We start from the raw sequence: 20180 nt of genomic DNA, 5'->3' as shown, positions 1-20180 counted from the left end.
TTTCCAACTAAACGGACGTCGTTTTATACTTGCAGGCACAAATGGCAACCGGACTTATTTAGCAAGAAATATAGACGCGGAATCAAATGAGGTATTGTCATATGAAGGTTCCTCTTCTTTGCGTGAAGTTGCCCACTTCAGCATAAATTCTCCCATCCTCCAAAACTTTTTAAAAAACTTTTGAAACTTTTACTGAAAATCTCCGTCTGTACGTTGCTTAATAGACAGTGGAGGTAAAGGTATGAGGAAAATTTCCAGCAATAAGCTGTTACTTGTGTGCTTGATTGTATTTATAATAAGTGTTGGTGCGATATGGATTTTGGTTGAATCGCAAGGAAGAGTGTTCGCGCAGGAAGGGGATCGGTTTGTCACAAAGCGGGTATTTGAGCGGGTGTTGACATCGCAGGAGCGTCAGCCGATTTATATGAAAGGGGCGAACTTGACGCAGATTGGCGATTTGGAGGCGGATCAGCCCGTTGCTATCATAGGTGAGGATGAGGCGTATTATGAGCTTCGATTGGGAAATATGGCTGCCTTTGTCCGTAAGGGGAAGGCGACGGTTGAAAAAAAGAAGCTTTCGACACTTGTACATACGGAGCGGTTGGCTGCTGTTCATACGCTACAAAAAACCGCGGTTTACGAGGATGCTGACTTGCAGAGCAGCGTTATACTGGAGTTGGAAGAAGGCTATCGCTATCCGGTTGTTCGGGAGGAAGAGGATTGGTATATCCTTACAATAGGAGAGCGGCCGGGATATATTTCTAAGCAGTCTGTTTCATTGGATGCGGGTCTACCGGTGCTTGTATATCATCAGGTTTTACCTCGCGAGTCGATGAGAACGATGGATAGTACGATTTCCTTGGAAGCGTTTGAGCAGCAGATGGGGTACTTGGCGGATCATCATTTCGAGACGCTGACGGCACATCAGCTGTATGATTATTTGGAAGGGCGCCTTGTTGTACCGAGCAAAGCAGTGCTCATTACATTCGATGACGGATTATTATCGACGAAGGAATATGCATATCCCATTTTAAAGCAATACGAGTTAAGTGCGCTTCAGCACATTATTTCCTCACGTACGGGTCGGGCACAGGGAGCCCAACTATTTGGTGCGGAAGGCCCGCTACAGTTTTTTACCGCTGCGGATTTAGAAGAGCTGGTGGATGTTTTCCAGTTCGAAGCACATACATATGAATTGCATTCACTTAATGAGGATTCGGGTGTAGGGGTGGCGTTAGATCATTCAAAAGAAGAAATTCTTTTGGATTTACAGCAAAATATAGAACAAGTGCCGGAAGCCGTCTCATTAGCCTATCCGTATGGGCATTATAATGAAGATTTCATCGCGGCGGCTAAAGAGGCAGGGTTGTTAATCGGCTTTACGACAACCGAGGGGTATGCAAATCGGAAGACTTCAAATTATGAAGTATGCCGATACGGAATAACAGAGAAAAAGTCATTTGAGCAATTTGTTGCGTATGTGGAGGGGGACATGACGTGGCCGTAGAAGAGGGCGAGGGTTCGTAAATGAGTACTATTGATCAAATAATCGATGAGCATTCGCGTTATTTAGTGCGCATCGCTTATTTATATGTGAAGAATTGGTCGACTGCGGAGGATATTGTACAAGAAGTATTTGTTACGTACTTCCAAAAGAGTGACCAGTTTCGCAATGAGGCATCCTTGAAGACATATTTGACGAAAATAACAGCCAATCGTGCAAAAGATTATTTGCGCTCGTGGAAGCATAAAAAAGATGTGCTGTTCGATACAATTTTTGTTTCTACAAAGGGCGCGGAAGAAGTAGTGTTGGAGAAAGAGCGGCTGGCTACACTTGAAAAAAATCTTTTCCAGCTTCCGTTAAAATACCGAGAGCCTTTAATATTATTTTATTATGATGAACAATCTATAGCGGAAATAGCTAACTATCTACAGCTGAACGAAAATACAGTGAAAACACGGCTGCGAAGGGGAAAGCAGCAGCTAAAGGAATTTTTTGAGGATGAGGACGGGGAGGTAACGAGCAATTGAGCGATTTTAAACGTAAGCTTGATCAAATGATGGGCGATACATCGAAGCAGGAAAAACGGATAAAGCAGCGTGTGCATGAACGTTTATGGTCACCGTCAAAAAAGTTTTCTTGGCAAGTGCTGTTTGTCACGGTGGCGCTTCCTGTAGTAGCACTGCTTCTTATTCTCACAATTGACCCTACAAATTATCTTTCTTCAGATAAGGGGCCTGGTAATCCATATGATCCACTGGATGATTTGGCGCAAATCTCGGCACTGCAGAAGAAGAAACAACTGTCAGCCGTTGATTATGAGGAATTTGCGGCACTTCCGCATTTTGATCAAGTCGATGGTCTGTATTATGTGGATAAAGAAACGTTTTCATTAAAAGGGAATTCGGAAGCAATGCATACGGTCATTGAGCGCAAAGCGAATTTATTCGATGAGGTTGTCTATGAGGCGGGCGACATAGTACGCACGATGACAAATACGACAAGCCATTTACCGACATATATGGATGCCTATTACGAGGTGATTGCGGTCCCGGGAGATCGTGTCGTGCTGAAAAACGGCCAGCTGAAGGTAAACGGCAAACCATTGCCATCTGAAATTATGGATCGTTATGAAAAACAGGGAGTCACGATTGCAGGGGGTTACGACCAGCTGTTGAATGCGCGGGAATATTTATTATTGAACCATTTCCCGGCAAGTAAAACAGTGCAAGGGGCAACGATTACCCCTGTGCATAAAATTTATGGGCAAGTTGTAGGCGTAGCAACGGAAGAGCGTACCCATTCAATTTATATGGATTATTTATCCGGACAGCTTACTGGTGAATATACACCGGAGCAATATTTTGATTTGTATTTATATGACGATCTGTTGGGGTTCGACAATTTGCCGGAAATACCTGCGTTTACACAAATTAGCCGGTTGGGTGAACTGTTTTTAGAGTCATCTTATCGAAAAGTGGCTCCTGTTTCTGAGAATGAGGTTGAAATCCGCTACCAATATGGGCGAGAAGGAGTAGCGGAGCAGGCGTTTACTATGAACCGGGATGCAGGCTCAGAGCGTTGGGTCATTCAGGAATAGTATGGAGTGAAGAAAGGGGGGATGCCAAATTTAGACGCAATTCAAGATAATTCATTCAATCATTTACGGGAAACCAGGTTGTTAGCTGTCCAGAAGAAGTAGCCGTCAACCAACCGCTCACTATATAGAGACACCAACCTGGTTTTCCATCCACTCAACGGTATTGAACAAAGGTGCCCGTTGGTAAGGATCGTTTCTTGCACCGTTCGCTGATTGGATTTAACCCAAAAAAGCAGAAGTACCTGAAATAGACTAATCAATGGACATTGTTTGGGAGCGTTTTTATTTGCAATTAGAATATACAAAAGACGTAAAGCATCTATTAGGAAAATCCTTCCACTGATTATTTTGTAGTAATTTGACCAAAGCGGAAGTAGGGTTTTTTTTTTATGGAATGAATTAATGAACTACCATATAAACATAGCGAAGGCATTCAAGATGTTGTCATAATACTGGGAGTGTAATGAATAAAATGGAAGATTTAAAGAGCCCTCAAAAAAGATATCGCCCGGAGATTGAAGGGTTACGTATGATTACGACGTTGTTAATCGTGATTTATCATATTTGGCTGGGGAGAGTATCAGGAGGAATTGATGTATTCTTTGTTCTATCAGGCTATTTGATTACCATGTCTCTTCTATCAAAAATAGAGAGAACGGGAACCGTGCAATTTGGAGATTTTTTAGTGGGACTTGCGAGAAGGCTTTTTCCTCAAGCCTTATTGGTCATCATCGTGATTGGAAGCCTTGCATTGCTGTTTTTACCTCAGTTGGAATGGAGCTCAATCATTACACATATGACCGCGTCTACCCTCTACTTTGAAAACTGGCGATTGGCGTTGGATGCTGTTGACTATCTAGCGCGAGATCATGCGGTAAGTCCATTTCAACATTTTTGGTCGCTGGGTGTACAAGTGCAATTTTATGTCCTTTGGCCGATTTTAATCACTTCCGTGTATTTTTTAGCCCGGAAAGTCTTGAAGACACCGGTACGTAAAACTTTTCTAATGGCATTGTTTGTCGTCTTCATCTGTTCGATTAGTTATTCTATTTATCAAACAGAAGTGAATCAGCCTTGGGCGTATTTTGATACGTTTGCGCGCATGTGGGAATTTAGCATTGGCGGTATGCTAGCATTGGTTTTACCATACTTACTGATGAATAAATGGGTAAACACGGTGTTGGGATGGCTCGGGCTCTCCATCATTTGTTTAACAGGTTTCTTGCTTCCAGTATCAACGGGGTTCCCTGGTTATTTAGCACTTGTCCCGATTAGTGGAGCAATATTGGTGTTACTCGCTTCCGAAAATAGTACGAAATTTGGCGTGGACCGATTGTTAAGTGTTAAGCCATTGACGTTTTTAGGCGGTCTTACTTATGGGATCTATTTATGGCATTGGCCTCTTTTGATCTTTTATAAGGCCATTGTGGACGTAGAAACCGTTCCGATTCTTGCAGGGAGTGTCATGGTCATGGCGGCGGTTCTTTTATCGCTGCTCTCTACAAAGCTACTGGAAGCACCCATTCTGAAGTTGGATAAAAAAAGAATGAAGGGCAGACTTGTGACTGTCTTATGTGGCCTGTTGATGGTAACAGGAAGTTCAATACTAGCCGTTACAACGTATATTGAAAAAGTAAAGGCTGATGCGCTGGTCGTCAGTCATGATGAAAAAAACTTCCCGGGAGCGAAGGCTATCTATGAGAATAGCGAGCCCCCAAAAGGCATCGCTCCGATCCCGGCTTCCATCGATATTCAATCAGATCTTCCTTCCTTTTATGAGAATCCAAACTGCTTTGCGAAAAATAGTGTCAACGTGAAGAAATGTTCGTATGGGGTGTTAACGAATCCTAGCTATACGGTAGCGCTGGTCGGCGGGTCGCATTCGGGACATTGGTTTCCTGCATTGGAAGTTTTAGCGGAAGACTTGAACTTCCAGATTGACGTCTACAATCAAGATGGCTGCCGATTTACAAACGAAGATCCGGAACATCACTTAACCAAAGCTTGTTTAAATTGGAATGAGAATTTAATCGAACACTTAAAAGAAGATCCGCCAGACTTGGTTTTCACCACATCCACATTGAATAAGCGGAAGACCATCCCAAAAGGTTACATTAACCAGTGGAAAGAACTGGAGGGGATTACCACGGTATTCGCTGTACGTGATAACCCTCGTATGAAAAAGAAAATCCCTAGCTGTTTAGAAAAGAAGAAAAACCCGTTGAGATGTGCGATTCCAAGGGATAAGGGGGTTTCGAAGGAAGTGCCATGGGAGAATACCGCGGGCATTCCATCGAACGTGATATTCGCAGACCTCACGGATTATTTCTGTGATCAAACAACTTGCTTTTCCGTTATTGGGAATATCATCGTGTATCGTGACAATAACCATATCACGGCAACGTATGCAAAAACATTAGCCTTACCTTTAAAGGAACCTTTGGAGCAGGCGTTGGAGAGTTTGGAAGGGTTTTAAAAAGAACTTTTTTGTTGAATAGTAATAAAGATAATGAAAGGTGCTTGGTTTTAATGCAATTCGGAATTGTTTTTGAACCAGGCACTTAAATTAACTCCGGTTTGATCAACAAATGAAAAAATAAACTGAATATATTAAGAGAGTGGCGGCGTCCTAACGACGCTAGCCACTTTTTTTAAACCGCTGCTGGTGTGATAATCTGTCATGTTTGTTACATGAATCCTATGAGGGCATGTATCGCGGAATTAGAACGCATTTCTATATTCTCCAAAATTATTTAAAAACATTTGAAACTTTTCCTGAAAATTGCCGTCTGTACGTTGGCTGCCGCAAACATTCATAATTGTTTCAATAAACACGAATGTTATTATTTCTATAAAAGTTTGTAGGCTCTGAAACTGTAAAAGGAGGACGATCATGATGAAAAGCAAATTAGCCGCAGCATGGATGACTCTGACACTGCTGCTCCTATTCGCAGTCATCCCATCCCAGGTACAGGCATCCGCCCTGTTTTCCGACGTGGATCAGCATTGGGCGAAGAAAGAGATCATGTACTTATCCGACCGTAATATCATCGGAGGCTATCCGGATGGCACAATCAAGCCGAATGAGCCAATCACACGAGCGCAGGCGTCCGCCATGCTCATTAAGGCATTGAACATTCCGTTGACGGAGGATACATCCGTCCAATTCAAAGATGTTTCGAAAAATTCTCCATCCTACAAGATTCTGGCGACGGTGAATGAAAAAGGAATCCTCCGCGGCGACAATGGTTTCATGCGTCCCGGTAAAATAACATCCCGTGCGCAAATGGCCGCGATTTTGCGCCGTGCGTTCGACTTGCCGCTTGACAAGCAAGCGACATTTGTTGATGTCACACCGGCTCACTGGGCGTATCAGGACATCAATGGAATCGCGAAACAGCGCATCGCGGGTGGCTCGGACGGCAAATATATGCCCGCAAATCCTGTTACCCGTGCACAATTTTCGGCATTTCTTGTGCGTGCGCTGGATGATAAAATGAAACTCAGCAGCTATCATTCTTATGTCAGTGTGAAAGGAAAAGCCGTCGAGCACGGCGGATCACTGTATACCATTCCTCCAGACTGCTATACATGCGGTAAACTGATCAAACAAGATTTGAAAACCGGCGCAAGCGAAGTGTTATTGAGTAATCAGAACTTTTCTTCTGATGCCATCTATATTGTCAGGTTCCATGAAGGTTTCCCGCTAATCGTCTATAACGAAGAAATTTTCATCCCGTTTTGGTCTGCAGTCCATGAAATGACCGATGTCCCGTTTTCGTATGGATTGATCCGAACGAAGACGAGTGTGGAGGACGCTCCCATTGACTCTTCTTTGATGCAGGGGATGGGTGGGCGAACGTTCCGCAATCTATTTATTTGGAATGATCGAATCTACTATACCAATGAAAAAAATCAAGATGAACCTTATTTAAATTGGAACTTTAACCAAGACATTCCACAGGACAGCCCGCTCATCCTCTATTCCACAGCGATGGACGGTAGCAATCAGAGAAAAGAATCTGCTTTTAATACACGGATTATTTTTGATGACGTATCTGCTATGCCAAGCGTTCCTTATGTGAACCAAAGCAACAAATCAGTGTTGTATGACCACTCCACTATGTACTATTTCAATAAAGCGGGCGTCTTCAAATACAGTCTGCTAGATAAAAAGTCGAGCAAGATTTCGAATGTGCTGGCGAAGGATATGGAAGCTACGACTACGCAGTTAATCGTCACGGATCAAAAAGGGAAGAAACATACGCTGAAGAAATAATGTCAGCAAGTACCAGGTTGGCAGCTGTCCAGAAGATAAAACCGTCAACCAACCGTTTACTATAGGGGCACACCAACCTGGATTTCACAAAAAGCGATCCTGCATAGGCATCGAAACCCAAGGAGGACTATCATTTTGAAAAGCAAACTAACCACAGCGTTGATGGCTCTGCTGCTCGTGTTCACAGCCATCCCGTTCCAAGCTCAGGCGGCCACCCGGTTTTCCGACGTGGACAAGCATTGGGCGAAGAATGAAATCAAGTACTTATCCGACCGTAATATTATCGGCGGCTACCCGGACGGCACGTTCAAGCCGAATGAGCCGATCACCCGGTCGCAAGCCGCATCGATGCTCATTAAGGCATTGAACATTCCACTGACGGAAAATACGTCCGTCGAATTCAAAGACGTATCCAAAAAATTACCTTATTATCAGATTCTGGCGACGGTGAATGAAAAAGGAATTCTCCGCGGCGACAATGGCTACATGCGTCCTGGTGAAAAAACATCTCGCGCGCAAATGGCCGCGATCCTGCGCCGTTCGTTCGACTTGCCGCTCGATAAGCAGGCGACGTTTATCGACGTTACGCCCGCTCATTGGGCATACCAGGACATCAACGGGATTGCAAAGCAGCGCATTGCAGGCGGATCCGACGGCAAATACATGCCATCGAATTCCGTCACCCGTGCACAGTTTTCGGCATTTTTAGTCCGTGCCATGGATGATAAAATGAAACTAAGCAAATACCATACTTATGTCAGTACAAAAGGGAAAACTGTTGAAAAGGATGGCTTTACCTATTTCACAGAGCGGGACAAAGAGTACCGTTATTCGATTATTAAAGAAAACAAGGAAACCGGTAAACGCGAAGTGATTTTGAAAAGAGAGGATATACCGAAGAGCCAATGGGATTTTGGATCAGTTATTTTCTTGCATGATAATACCCGGCTCGTCCTTTATAACGATGAGCTGTATATCCCTTACTGGAGCGGCGGATTTGCCGAAGCGGATGAAGTGCCATTCGCTTTCGCTGTGATGAAGATGAAGACGGATGGACAAGATTTGGTGAAAATGAAAGAGCCGAGCCAGATGACCAATATGTTTGTTTGGAATGACCGGATTTTCTACACAGATATGGGTCCACGCTCGATTGGTCCCGATGATTTTAAGGACAGTACGCTAGTGCTTTATTCCACAGCGATGGATGGCAGCAGCGATAAGAGGAAGGAACTTACTTTTGATGCGCGCGTGACGTATGACTTTTACGAGGAATCGCTCAACCAACCAAACTTGACTCGGGAAGCGGGCGGGGAATTCCTCTCCGTGCTGCATGACCACTCTATTATGTATTATTTCAATAAAAAAGGCGTCTTCAAGTACAGTTTACTGGATAAAAAAACAATCAAGTTGTCGAATATCCTTGGGAAACGGATGGAAGTGACGGATACGCAGTTGATTGTGACAGACACGAAAGGGAAGAAACATTCGCTGAAGAAATGATAAAAACAGTAAGTGAAATGTTGTTCTGAATTTATAAAAGAGTGGCAGCGTCCTGGCGACGGTTGCCACTCATTTTTAAACTGCTGCTGTGATAGTCTTGCGATGGGGATTTACCTTCGGCATCCATTCTTTCGTTCTCGAAGAATTACTAAAAAATTTGATACTTGTTCCGGAAAACCCCGTCATGCAGAATTGTTTTTCCTATTTCACTGAGCTGGATAAAGACGGGTACCAGTGTAAAAAGCTATCCGACAATGCCCTGTAATTGCATGAAAAGTAAATGGGGAGTCGATCATGTAGGTCTTAGAATGGCTCCTTATTGTACTTTGATCTTTTTAGTTGAATTGTTATAGATGCACCGTACTCAGCTGTCGCCACAATTTGAAAGGTACAAATGGTGTCAGTACCTGGCATCGAGGTATGTAGTATTTAACTTAAACCCTAGGTGCAGATAAGTTAAATAAGATCCCTTCCATCTGTTTAATTGTGTGTCCGCTCATGTTATAATAGGAAACTTAGGATAATTACGACTTTTACTCATAATTGAACGGATGCCCCAAAAAAGCCTCCGCCTATCGATAAAATATGGAGGTGTAAAAGAATGGCTAAACGATGGACAATCGATAAAATTAAAGTATTTGTAGAGAATAATTCCGAAAGTAAGTTGTTAACGACTGAATATCACGGTTTTTCTCAAAAGTTACTATTTAAATGTGCATGTGGAAGCGACTTTGAAAAAACATTTACGAAATTTAATAATAATAACCAACGTAAATGTGACGTGTGCCAACCGCCAAAAGCATCACGCAGCGTATAGGGAATAAACGAAGTGCTGATTTCTATTAAATAGAAATTGGTGCTATTTTTTTGTAGGAGAAATTGATTTTAGGTACCTGTGCTTAGTACTATTCAGTGAATCCAATACAAAGTGAAACAGTAAATGCGCGATTAACTTTGTATTTTGCGTAATTACTCAAACGTGTGAATTGTTCATCTTTGTGTCTAATACAGGTACCTCTTGTAAAATAAATCCAGGAGAAATGTAAAACCCGTTGGAGAAAAAACTTCCTGTTTTTCCAACGGGTTTATTTTAACTACTTATTAATGAGCCTCCTGAGCTTTTAGGTCGGCAGTCACACCAATCCTATCCAGAATGAATGCATAGCACGCCGCGGCTTCTTTCAAGTGATTGAAACGGCCTGACTCGCCGAAATGGCCGGCACCCATATTCGTTTTGAGGACAAGTACATGGTCGTCGGTTTTCAACTCTCTTAAGCGTGCGACCCACTTGGCTGGTTCCCAATAACCGACTCGCGGATCATTCAGGCCGGTAGTGACATACATATGCGGATAGTCTTTCGCTTCCACATTGTCATATGGGCTATAGGATTTCATATAGAAATAGTCTCCTTGGTCCCGAGGGTCGCCCCATTCGTCCCATTCTAGAGTGGTGAGGGGAATGGTCGTGTCGAGCATCGTTGTGACGACATCGACGAACGGCACTTCAGGAACGATAACTTGAAACAACTCGCCGGCCATGTTTGCCACTGCACCTGCAAGCAATCCTCCAGCACTGCCTCCGCGGGCAGCCATTTGGCTCGGGGTTGTGTATTCCTCTTCAATCAGATAATTCGCCGCAGCGATGAAATCAGTGAACGTGTTTCGTTTGTTACGCATCTTTCCATCCTCGTACCAACTACGCCCCATTTCGGAACCGCCACGAACTTGCGCCGTGACAAAGACAATTCCTTTTTCCAAGAGGGGGAGTCTGTACGGACTAAAATACGGATCGCTGTTCGCTCCATAGGATCCATACCCAGACAGGATCAGCGGAGCAGTCCCCTGATCGAACGCACTTTCCAGATAAACGAGGGTCAGCGGCACCTTAACTCCGTCTTCGGCTGTCGCCCAAACTTGCTTTTGGTGGAAGCGAGAACGATCGTAGTCGCCACTGACGGGAGCCACTTGCAAACGAAGCCTTTCTCCTGTTTGCAAATTTAGACTGTACGTTGTTTTTGGAGTGAGCAAGGACTCAAAGCTGAGTAATACTTCTGTTGCCTCATAGCTTTGATCGGATAAAATCGACACTGTGTAGAGTGGCTCATCCCATGTGAGCTGGACCAATTCACAGTCTTTTAGCTTCCAGATTTGCGTCAATCCATTCTCACGGCCCGCGACAAGCAAAGCGTCTTTGAATGGGTACATGGCTTGAAGATAACGATCTTTGTGATACTCCACGACTTTCACCCGTGAATGAAGGTCATCAAGTGGACAACGGAGTAGCTGAAAGTTCAGTGCCCCTTCGTTTGTCAGGATGAGTAGGTCATCTCCCCAATGCTCGACGTCGTATTTGATTCCGTCGCGCCGCGCATCTACTAGCTGTACAGGAGATAATGGAGAATCCGCATCGATTAGACGAATTTCGCTCGTCGTATTCGAATCTGAATGCACAACAATGAATTTCCCTGTTTGTGATTTATTCATATATAACGTAAATGTCGTATCTTTTTCTTCAAAGATCAGCTCATCGCTCTCGACATCACTTCCTAAATGATGCCGCCATAACCGGCAAGGACGTTGATGCTCATCGACGGTAACGTAAAATAGATAGTCACCGCACCGGCTCCATTCCATACTTCCATATATAAAGACATCTGGAATCCGGTCGGGTAGAAGCTCGCCTGTTTCCATGTCCTTTACATAGACGATATATCGGTCCGTTCCATCTCGATTCTCCAAATAGGCAAGACGGTGATGATCGGTACTCATTCGCTGTGCTGTAACGCTTAAATAGTCACCATCTGACGCCAATTCATTCAGGTCGAGCACCACTTCTTCCGGTGCTTCTGACAAGAGCTCGCGGCCTGCCGCCTTCTTGCGTGCATAGATGGGGTATTGCTTATCTTTGTCCAAACGGGAATAGTAGAAGTAGGGTCCGTGTTGAACCGGCACGTCTACTTCCGAATCAGGAACACGGTCCATCATGCTTTGATAAATCTGCTCAGTTTGTTCCTTGAGTGGATGCATGACTTCATCGTAATACCGATTTTCGTCTTCTAAATACTGGATAACCTCCGGATTCGTGCGATCCTTCAGCCAATAAAAGTCATCTTCGCGGACATCGCCATGCATTTCCTGGGTATATGGAAGGCGTTTAGCTATAGGTGGTTTCATTTATGATTCTCCTTTCGATATACGCATTATTTTCGCGATATGCTTCGGGAAACCCTCTTTTCAATAAGATTTACTCGAAACATTCTAGAATTTTTGAACAGACATGAATGTTTAAATAGCCTCATTAGTTTCATGCCTATGCAATTGCATGAAAAAAAGAAAACTCCTCCATTTTCACGTACAAAACGATTAAGGGATTTTAGATTTTCCCTTAGCATATAGAAAAATAACCGACTTTCCTTCACAAATGAAACTCCCAAGAAAAAATTGATAGTGTTATTCAGTTATTTTTCATTCTTTATATCCTCTTCATTAAATTTCACCACTAAATTTACACGGTATTAGCCATCGTATTTACGAAAACAGCCTTATGATAAAATGTTTTCTAAATTTGCGGTATGTTAAAAATATGTGATAAAATAGGACCATTCAGAGAAGATAGTATAAGAGCATTCTCTTGTAATCAAGTAAGAAGACCGTTAACACATATAATCATGTTAAAAAACGCACTCGTTCAGAAAATTAAATTGTATAAGGGGTCGTTTGAAGATGGTAACGGAGAATAAAGAACAAACTATATTTGATCACACTGGAAATAAAATAAAAACGGACAGAGAGATTGATATAATCACTCGATTTGAAGAGCCGTTAATCGTGGTTTTAGGTAATGTTTTAAGTAACGAAGAATGTGATGAACTAATCAGGTTGTCCAAGGACAAAATGCAACGTTCAAAAATTGGGAAGACACGTGAAGTAAATGAACTACGAACAAGTAGTAGTATGTTTTTTCAAGAAAGTGAAAGTGAAAATGAAACTGTAGCTAGAGTGGAAAAAAGAATTTCGTCGATTATGAATATACCTATTGAACACGGAGAAGGCATTCAAATTCTTAAGTATACCCCTGGTCAAGAGTATAAAGCTCATTATGATTTTTTTTCATCAACAAGTAAAGTAGCAAACAATAATAGAATCAGTACGCTCATTATGTACTTAAATGATGTAGAACAAGGTGGAGAAACCTTTTTCCCTAAATTGAATCTTTCGGTAACCCCACAAAAAGGTATGGCCGTTTATTTTGAATATTTCTATAATGACGAAAATTTAAACGAGTTAACTTTACATGGAGGCGCACCAGTTATAACTGGTGAAAAGTGGGTCGCGACGCAATGGATGAGAAAACAAAAAATTAGATGACAAAATCTTTTAATTTTAGTATTCATTCAACTGCTGTTGTTGCAAATAAAGGAATGAAAAATGGATAGTCGGTAAATTAGATTTTAACATATCATGAAAAGCGCTCAATACGAGTGCTTTTTTAGGTTGTAAAATTCCATCGAAATTGCACATGAAAAAACCTTACCTTCTTGAAGAATGGAGTTGCGTTGATGAAAAGGTTAGTGATTATGACCGTCGGTAAAACCCATAGCGGTAAAACTACATTTGCTAAAGCTTTAGAACAACAGCTGCCCAACTCACATGTGATTGATCAAGATAACCATGCTGAATTCATTAATACCTATTACAAAACCTTACAACCAAAAGAAGGACCTAATACGATCAAGTACGCCATCACCCAAACAATAGTAGATTATGCTGTTAACCAGACCAATTTTATCTCATTCTTTGTAACTCAAATCGTTCTCGCAAAGGTCGTTTGGATCTGCTCGCACATTTTCACAATAGAGGCTTTAGCAGCATCCTCGTCAATTTTGATATTCCGGATCAAGTTCTTCAAGCGCGAGTTGCTAAAAGTCAGCGCAGCACAGCTATATTTAGGAGTGCTTCTACTTTTGAGGAAGTACTTATTCGGCAACAGGCTAAGTCCCATAAAGACGACGTGACAGCACCAATAGAAAGTGAAGCTGGTCATTTCTTTGTAATCAAAAGTACGGATGAAGTTCAGCCAGTTACTCGAAAAATTATTGATATCGCTCAAAGTGTATAAGAATTCATAACGCATTGATGCGGTTGAAACGCGGGAACGATAAGGGGAACTCTTTAACTTACTGGATAATGATTAAGTTTAGTTTTGAACTATCTATGTTGAACAAATGAAAAAGCCCTAATACTTGGAGTGAATTAGAACTTCTACTAATACCGCTTCGACGCTTTGTGGATGCCTCCCGCGGTAAGCCGGAAAGGAGAGCACTTGGGAGGGATTGAACTGCATCCCTCCTTAGTCTTATCGCTCCGGCTACCACGAAGTCGCGCCTTCGTTGGATGGTCTATCTGAGAAAACGCATTTCATTATCTGTGATAAAATCTGCAATCTGGAGTCCGGCTTTCTTGACTATAATTAGTATCAAATAGTAATCACCTTATAATATGGGCATATACATTTTAAATTCACATTTCTCCCGATAATGAACACCCTAGCGCCGGCGCGGCAAAGGCATCCCCAAAGCGCCAAGCGATCTACAATCCACACCCCGAATTACAACTCTCTCATTATGGAGCGCTACAGCAGATTCAATGGGATTCTATAATTCAATATATATAGGTACCTTATTGCACTTTTGTTGCTTGTCTTATATGGAGAAAATACAGTTTAGTTGCATAATAATAAAATGAAAATCAGACATCTTGGCGAATGTCTGATTTTTTGTGTTTACTCATATATATATGTTGAACAAATGAATATCTATATAGACTAAGTGAAGGTGCCTTACAAGGCTACCTGGCTTATGGTGGGAGGCATCCCCTAGCGCCGAAGCGGATTCAATGGGATTCTTTATTTCAACATATATATATGAATTGTTTGCGTGAGTGTCTTACACAAGAACTCTTAAGTTCTTTCAGCTTTTTAGATTGATTATTATCATACGGGCATAGAATAAGGAATAATATTGCTAGAGTTTAAGTATTATGGTGGTGAAGTAGTTTAAGAGAAAAATGGATTGACTTATTATCAAACGCTATTTTTCGGAAATGTTTTCAAGTGAAGTCATTAATTGCAAAAGAAAGGACAAGTCAAAAGGGGTCTACTCAATGAGGAAATAAAATTCGCCAACTGAAAGATTAGGAAATAGAAGGATACTATCTACTGTATATAGTCAAGATCTCACACTGGAAGGAGAATCGAATGTCAGAATATCATCAACAATCATCAGTTGAAGTTATGAAGGTATTGGACGTAACAAATCAAGGATTGAGTGATTATGACGTCCAAAGAAGACAAGAAGTATACGGTTATAATGAGTTGGCGGAAGGAAAAAGGACGAGTACAGTCGCCGTTTTCTTTGGACAGTTTAAAGATTTATTAGTCATTATTTTATTGATAGCCGCTTTCATTTCATTTCTATTAGGTGAAGTGGAAAGTACGATTGTGATAATGATTGTCGTTATTTTAAACGCAATCCTCGGCACTGTACAGCATGTGAAGGCAGAACAGTCTTTGGATAGTCTGAAGACTTTGACCTCTCCCGTTGCAAAAGTGATGCGGGATAACCGGATAATGGAGATTTCTTCAGAAGATATAGTGGTTGGGGATCTTCTCTATTTGGATGCTGGTGACTATATAAGCGCTGATGGAAGATTGTTAGAAAGCTATAATCTGCATATAAATGAAAGTTCGCTGACAGGTGAATCATTGGCTGTGTCGAAAAGTACCACGCCCATCAAAGAAGAGCATGTAACGCTGGGTGATAAAAAGAATATGGTGTTCACTGGAAGCTTTGTCACGAATGGACGCGGTACTGTAATTGTTACAGCTATTGGAATGGAAACAGAAATCGGGAAAATCGCAAATTTACTGGATACTGCGAAAGAGAAGAAAACACCTTTACAGGTAAGCTTGGATCATTTTGGAGAAAAGTTAGCTTTAGGGATTACAATAATTTGTTTAGCCATTTTCACGATCGACCTTTTTCGGGGACGCGAGTTAGTAGATTCATTTATGTTTGCAGTTTCGCTAGCAGTTGCAGCAATTCCGGAAGCATTAAGTTCGATTATTACTATTGTACTGGCTTTCGGGACTCAAAAAATGGCGAAGGAAAATGCCATTATACGTAAGCTCTACGCTGTCGAAAGTCTAGGAAGTGTATCTGTTATATGTTCAGATAAAACGGGAACATTAACCGAAAACAAAATGAGTGTCCAACACGTATATGTTGATCAAAAAGTCATTCCGTATGATCAACTACATGTAGAAAATGTAATTGAGAAAAAACTACTCTTAAAAGCACTATTATGTAATGACGCCTTGGAAAGGGACCATAAAGAAATCGGTGACCCTACTGAAATTGCACTCGTGAAATTAGGGAAACAGTATAATCTTGACGAGTTAATCGTTAGAGATCACTATCCAAGAGTGGCGGAAATACCATTTGATTCAGACAGAAAGCTGATGACTACAGTAAATCAGTTCAATCAGCAATCGATCATGATTACAAAGGGAGCAGTAGATGTTCTTTTACCAAGGATTTTGAAAGTCGAGACTTCAAAAGGGATATTTGCGATTACGGAAGAACATCGTAAAAGAATCGAAGAAATAAACCGTGACTTCTCCATGAATGGATTAAGAGTGCTCGCAATTGCTTACAAAGAGGTAAAGAAAAATTTAACAATCGATGTGAAAATCGAAAGAGATTTAATCTTTGTCGGATTAATAGCGATGATGGATCCTCCGAGAAAAGAATCAAAAGCAGCGGTTGAAAGTTGTATAAATGCAGGTATTAAACCAGTTATGATTACAGGCGACCATAAAATAACTGCAACAGCGATTGCTAAACAAATTGGACTAGTAAATGAACCGTCAGAAGTGATTGAAGGATATGAAATTGAAGGATTAACGGATCAACAACTACAAGAAAAGGTTCAAGATGTCTCTGTCTACGCCCGCGTAACACCAGAACATAAAATTCGAATTGTGAAAGCTTGGCAGGAAAAAGGACATGTCGTTGCGATGACGGGGGATGGTGTCAATGATGGCCCTGCCTTAAAGCAAGCCGATATCGGTGTGGCGATGGGCATAACCGGGACCGAGGTAGCGAAAGATGCATCCTCCATGATCTTAACGGATGATAATTTTTCAACGATTGTCAAAGCGATTTCGAATGGCAGAAGCATGTATACGAATATTAAAAACGCTATTCAATTTTTATTATCAGGGAATGCGGGTGCTATCTTTGCTGTTTTATATGCAACCGTATTAGGTTTACCAGTTCCCTTTGCACCCGTGCATCTATTATTTATTAACTTACTTACCGATAGTTTGCCGGCAATTGCAATCGGTTTGGAGCCGCATAATAAAAATACGATGAAGGACAAGCCTAGAGATATTCATACACCATTATTAAATAAAACATTTACAACTCAAGTGGTACTTGAAGGTTTATTAATTGCTATCTCTACGATTATTGCTTTTCGAATGGGATTGTCAACGGGAGATACGCTAACAGCAAGCACAATGGCATTTGCAACATTATGTTTGTCAAGATTAGTACATGGCTTCAACTCCAGATCTAGAGAATCGATCTTTACAATTGGAGTATTTACGAATAAATATACGTGGTTTGCATTTTTAATAGGGTTTCTATGTTTACATTTAGTATTATTTGTTCCATCGCTAACGGGTGTGTTTGAAGTCGCGTCATTAAATGGAGTTCAATTAGGTTACATTTATATCTTGTCCTTTATGCCGTTTTTAATTAATCAGTGGTATAAAGTGTTATTCGTGAGAAGAAAATAATACTAGTTCAACGTTGGGGTTTAGATGTAGAATCTTTTGTTTTGCTATGTATCACCTAACTATAATCTACGGTACCAGCGTCTAACATAATCCGGAATTATGTTAGACGCTGGTACCATTTTAATTTTTGATGGATCGTATCGAACTCGAAGGACTTTCGCCACGACATGTGGAATATAGTGAAGAACGCTTGAATTAAGGGGGAGAAAAAATGACAGTTGAACAGTTTTTAGAAGAACAAAATAATGTCATCAAGGAATTGCATATCGCCAACACTGAAACTTCTTGGATGGCGGCGACGACAGGGGAAGATGAATGGAATCAAAAAACAGCCGAGGCGGAGACGGCTTATGATTTATATTTTGCGGATCCGGAGCGGTTTCAGAAAGTGAAAACGTATCTCGCACAAGATGATTTGACCGCCATTCAAAGACGGCAGCTGGAAGGCTTGCATAATGGCATGGTTGCGAATCAGATTCCCGAGAAAGATTTAAAGGAAATGGTGAGACTTTCGACAGAATTGATTGGTATTTTCAATACATACCGTGCCACAATTGACGGAAAATCAGTTTCGGAAAATGATGTCCGGCAAATTTTAATAAAGAGCAATGATTTGAAGGCACGTGAAAAGGCATGGCATGCCAGCAAACAGATTGGGAAAGAAGTGCAAGAGAAGCTATTGATTCTTGTGAAAAAGCGGAATGAGATTGCGCACGCGTTGGGGTACACGAATTACCATCAAATGAGTTTCGAGTTACAGGAGTTGGATCGGGATGAAGTTTTCTCGATATTCCACAAGCTCAAGGAACTTTCTGATGAGCCATTTCGTGAAATGAAACAAGAAATGGACGGCGAATTGGCTGAGCGTTTTGGCATATCAATTGAAGAGCTTCGTCCATGGCATTATGCCGATCCATTTTTCCAGGAGGCACCACCGTTAAAGGAGTTGGATCTAGATCCGTTTTATGATGGGAAAGATCTTGAGGTACTGACGATTGAAACGTTCAAGGCCATGGGCATGGATATTACGGACATGCTAGAGAAAAGCGACTTATATCCTCGTGATAAGAAAAATCAACATGCGTTCTGCACGGATATCGACCGTGAAGGCGATGTCCGTGTGCTATGCAACAATATACCGTCTGATTATTGGTCAGTCACAATGTTGCATGAGTTTGGTCATGCAGTTTATTTTAAATATGTCGATCCACAACTACCTTTCCTATTGCGAACGGCGGCACATACGTTGACGACGGAAGCGATTGCGATGCTCTATGGCCGATTCGGTAAAAATCCTGCTTGGCTGCAGCAGTTTTTAGGGTTAACTACATCCCAAGTGGAAGAATTGACGCCGCTCATTGCGAAATCGTTGCGTCGGCAAATGCTCATTGCAGGGCGCTGGATTATGGCATTCACTTTCTTCGAGCGTGAATTATATGAAAACCCCGATCAGGACTTGAACCAGCTATGGTGGAAGATCGTAAAGGATGTCCAATTTGTGAACCCCCCGGAAGGTATTGACTACCCGCATTGGGCAGCGAAAATCCATTTTACATTAGTTCCGGTTTACTATCAAAACTATCTAATGGGCGAATTGACGACTTCGCAATTGCAAACCTATATCGAGAAAAACATTTCGACCGACCTGTTCGCCCCAGAAGTGGGCAACTATTTGGTGGATGCGTATTTCAAACCAGGCGCGCTCTATCCTTGGAATGAAAAGATTAAAAAAGCGACGGGCGAAAAACTTAATCCACAGTATTTTATTGATCAATTTATGACGACATAAGCGAGAGTGTCTAATTAACTGTTCATTATTCGGAAAAGGAAGGACTGTTGATGATGCTTGCAGAGGCATTGATTGCATGAGGGGATTCTCAAAAAAGAATCACTTTCTATGTGAAGATGCAAGAAGGAGAAAAGCTGCTAATTGGGGGCGTTGGACTCAATGGTCGGTAGTGGGGCTATACCAAACGGTTCGAATGCCCCGTTACAACTGAAGACCAGTACTGTGACATGAATACAAATAGATTGTAAATGTAACTACCATGTACTACTTTGAGAAAGCAGTGAGGGTGGAGTCGGGGATCCCTTTGGGGGATGAAAAGTATCTATGGGTTAATCACATAGATGCTTTTTCATTTTTGGATGTCAGGTTCTCATTGTATTCGGAATCATATGGGTACCCAATGATAATTTTTATTAATGGCAATGCTATATACTCGTCACTATTAATTTAGAACTTAATGGAAACTGTAATAATCTCCTTGTACGACGAATGAATCCTGCGAAGGAGCGACAAGTGTGAGCTGGAGTAATGAGACTATGGAGGGATGCATTTCAATCCCTCCCCAGGGATCTTTTGACGGGCTCATTACGGGAGGCCATCACCAAGCGACGAAGCGGTATTGGAAACCACTTTCTTGTAATAATCATG

Annotated in this window: 11 protein-coding genes and 1 pseudogene; 11 read left to right on the top strand and 1 reads right to left on the bottom strand. The window is 41.7% G+C overall.

The features are described 5' to 3' along the window. Positions 1 to 241 precede the first annotated feature (241 nt). The 7 genes from MKZ11_RS20960 to MKZ11_RS20930 all read left to right on the top strand — a co-directional run bounded on the left by MKZ11_RS20960 (position 242) and on the right by MKZ11_RS20930 (position 9697). On the top strand, positions 242 to 1507 hold the full coding sequence (locus MKZ11_RS20960; protein WP_340796288.1) for a polysaccharide deacetylase family protein: 1266 nt from the start codon (positions 242 to 244) through the stop codon (positions 1505 to 1507). A gap of 20 nt (positions 1508 to 1527) precedes the next feature. Continuing rightward, positions 1528 to 2031 carry a sigma-70 family RNA polymerase sigma factor gene (locus MKZ11_RS20955; protein WP_340796287.1) on the top strand — a complete coding sequence of 168 codons (504 nt, stop codon included), beginning with the start codon at positions 1528 to 1530 and terminating at the stop codon, positions 2029 to 2031. Further along, positions 2028 to 3101, top strand: coding sequence for a S26 family signal peptidase (locus tag MKZ11_RS20950; protein ID WP_340796286.1), 1074 nt, complete (start codon positions 2028 to 2030; stop codon positions 3099 to 3101). The genes MKZ11_RS20955 and MKZ11_RS20950 overlap by 4 nt, the downstream gene beginning before the upstream one ends. Before the next feature lie 463 nt (positions 3102 to 3564). Then, positions 3565 to 5577 (top strand): acyltransferase family protein, encoded by a 2013-nt coding sequence (locus MKZ11_RS20945; RefSeq protein WP_340796285.1) that lies wholly within the window; start codon positions 3565 to 3567, stop codon positions 5575 to 5577. 417 nt (positions 5578 to 5994) lie between these two features. Further along, positions 5995 to 7380, top strand: coding sequence for an S-layer homology domain-containing protein (locus MKZ11_RS20940; protein ID WP_340796284.1), 1386 nt, complete (start codon positions 5995 to 5997; stop codon positions 7378 to 7380). 135 nt (positions 7381 to 7515) lie between these two features. After that, positions 7516 to 8880, top strand: coding sequence for an S-layer homology domain-containing protein (locus MKZ11_RS20935; protein ID WP_340796283.1), 1365 nt, complete (start codon positions 7516 to 7518; stop codon positions 8878 to 8880). A gap of 601 nt (positions 8881 to 9481) precedes the next feature. Beyond that, positions 9482 to 9697 (top strand): hypothetical protein, encoded by a 216-nt coding sequence (locus MKZ11_RS20930; RefSeq protein ID WP_340796282.1) that lies wholly within the window; start codon positions 9482 to 9484, stop codon positions 9695 to 9697. A gap of 284 nt (positions 9698 to 9981) precedes the next feature. Here MKZ11_RS20930 and MKZ11_RS20925 read toward each other — a convergent pair whose 3' ends face one another. Further along, entirely contained in the window at positions 9982 to 12054 is a 2073-nt protein-coding gene (locus MKZ11_RS20925) for a S9 family peptidase (protein WP_340796281.1), read from the bottom strand. A 549-nt stretch (positions 12055 to 12603) separates the two neighbouring features. Here MKZ11_RS20925 and MKZ11_RS20920 point away from each other — a divergent pair. From MKZ11_RS20920 to MKZ11_RS20905, 4 genes and pseudogenes are all read left to right on the top strand, one after another. Beyond that, the gene (locus MKZ11_RS20920) at positions 12604 to 13248 is read left to right on the top strand and encodes a 2OG-Fe(II) oxygenase (RefSeq protein WP_340796280.1); all 645 of its coding nucleotides are present in this window, start codon (positions 12604 to 12606) and stop codon (positions 13246 to 13248) included. A 191-nt stretch (positions 13249 to 13439) separates the two neighbouring features. Continuing rightward, positions 13440 to 13999 (top strand): annotated as a pseudogene (locus MKZ11_RS20915) (ATP-binding protein). A 1137-nt stretch (positions 14000 to 15136) separates the two neighbouring features. Further along, the gene (locus tag MKZ11_RS20910; protein ID WP_340796279.1) at positions 15137 to 17743 is read left to right on the top strand and encodes a cation-translocating P-type ATPase; all 2607 of its coding nucleotides are present in this window, start codon (positions 15137 to 15139) and stop codon (positions 17741 to 17743) included. Between the two features lie 211 nt (positions 17744 to 17954). Further along, complete coding sequence (locus tag MKZ11_RS20905) at positions 17955 to 19532, top strand: M2 family metallopeptidase (RefSeq protein WP_340796278.1); 1578 nt, start codon at positions 17955 to 17957, stop codon at positions 19530 to 19532. The last annotated feature ends 648 nt before the right edge of the window (positions 19533 to 20180 follow it).

Source organism: Sporosarcina sp. FSL K6-1508, from assembly GCF_038007465.1.
Classification (GTDB): Bacteria; Bacillota; Bacilli; order Bacillales_A; family Planococcaceae; genus Sporosarcina; species Sporosarcina psychrophila_B.
This window is presented reverse-complemented; position numbering and strand designations above follow the sequence as displayed.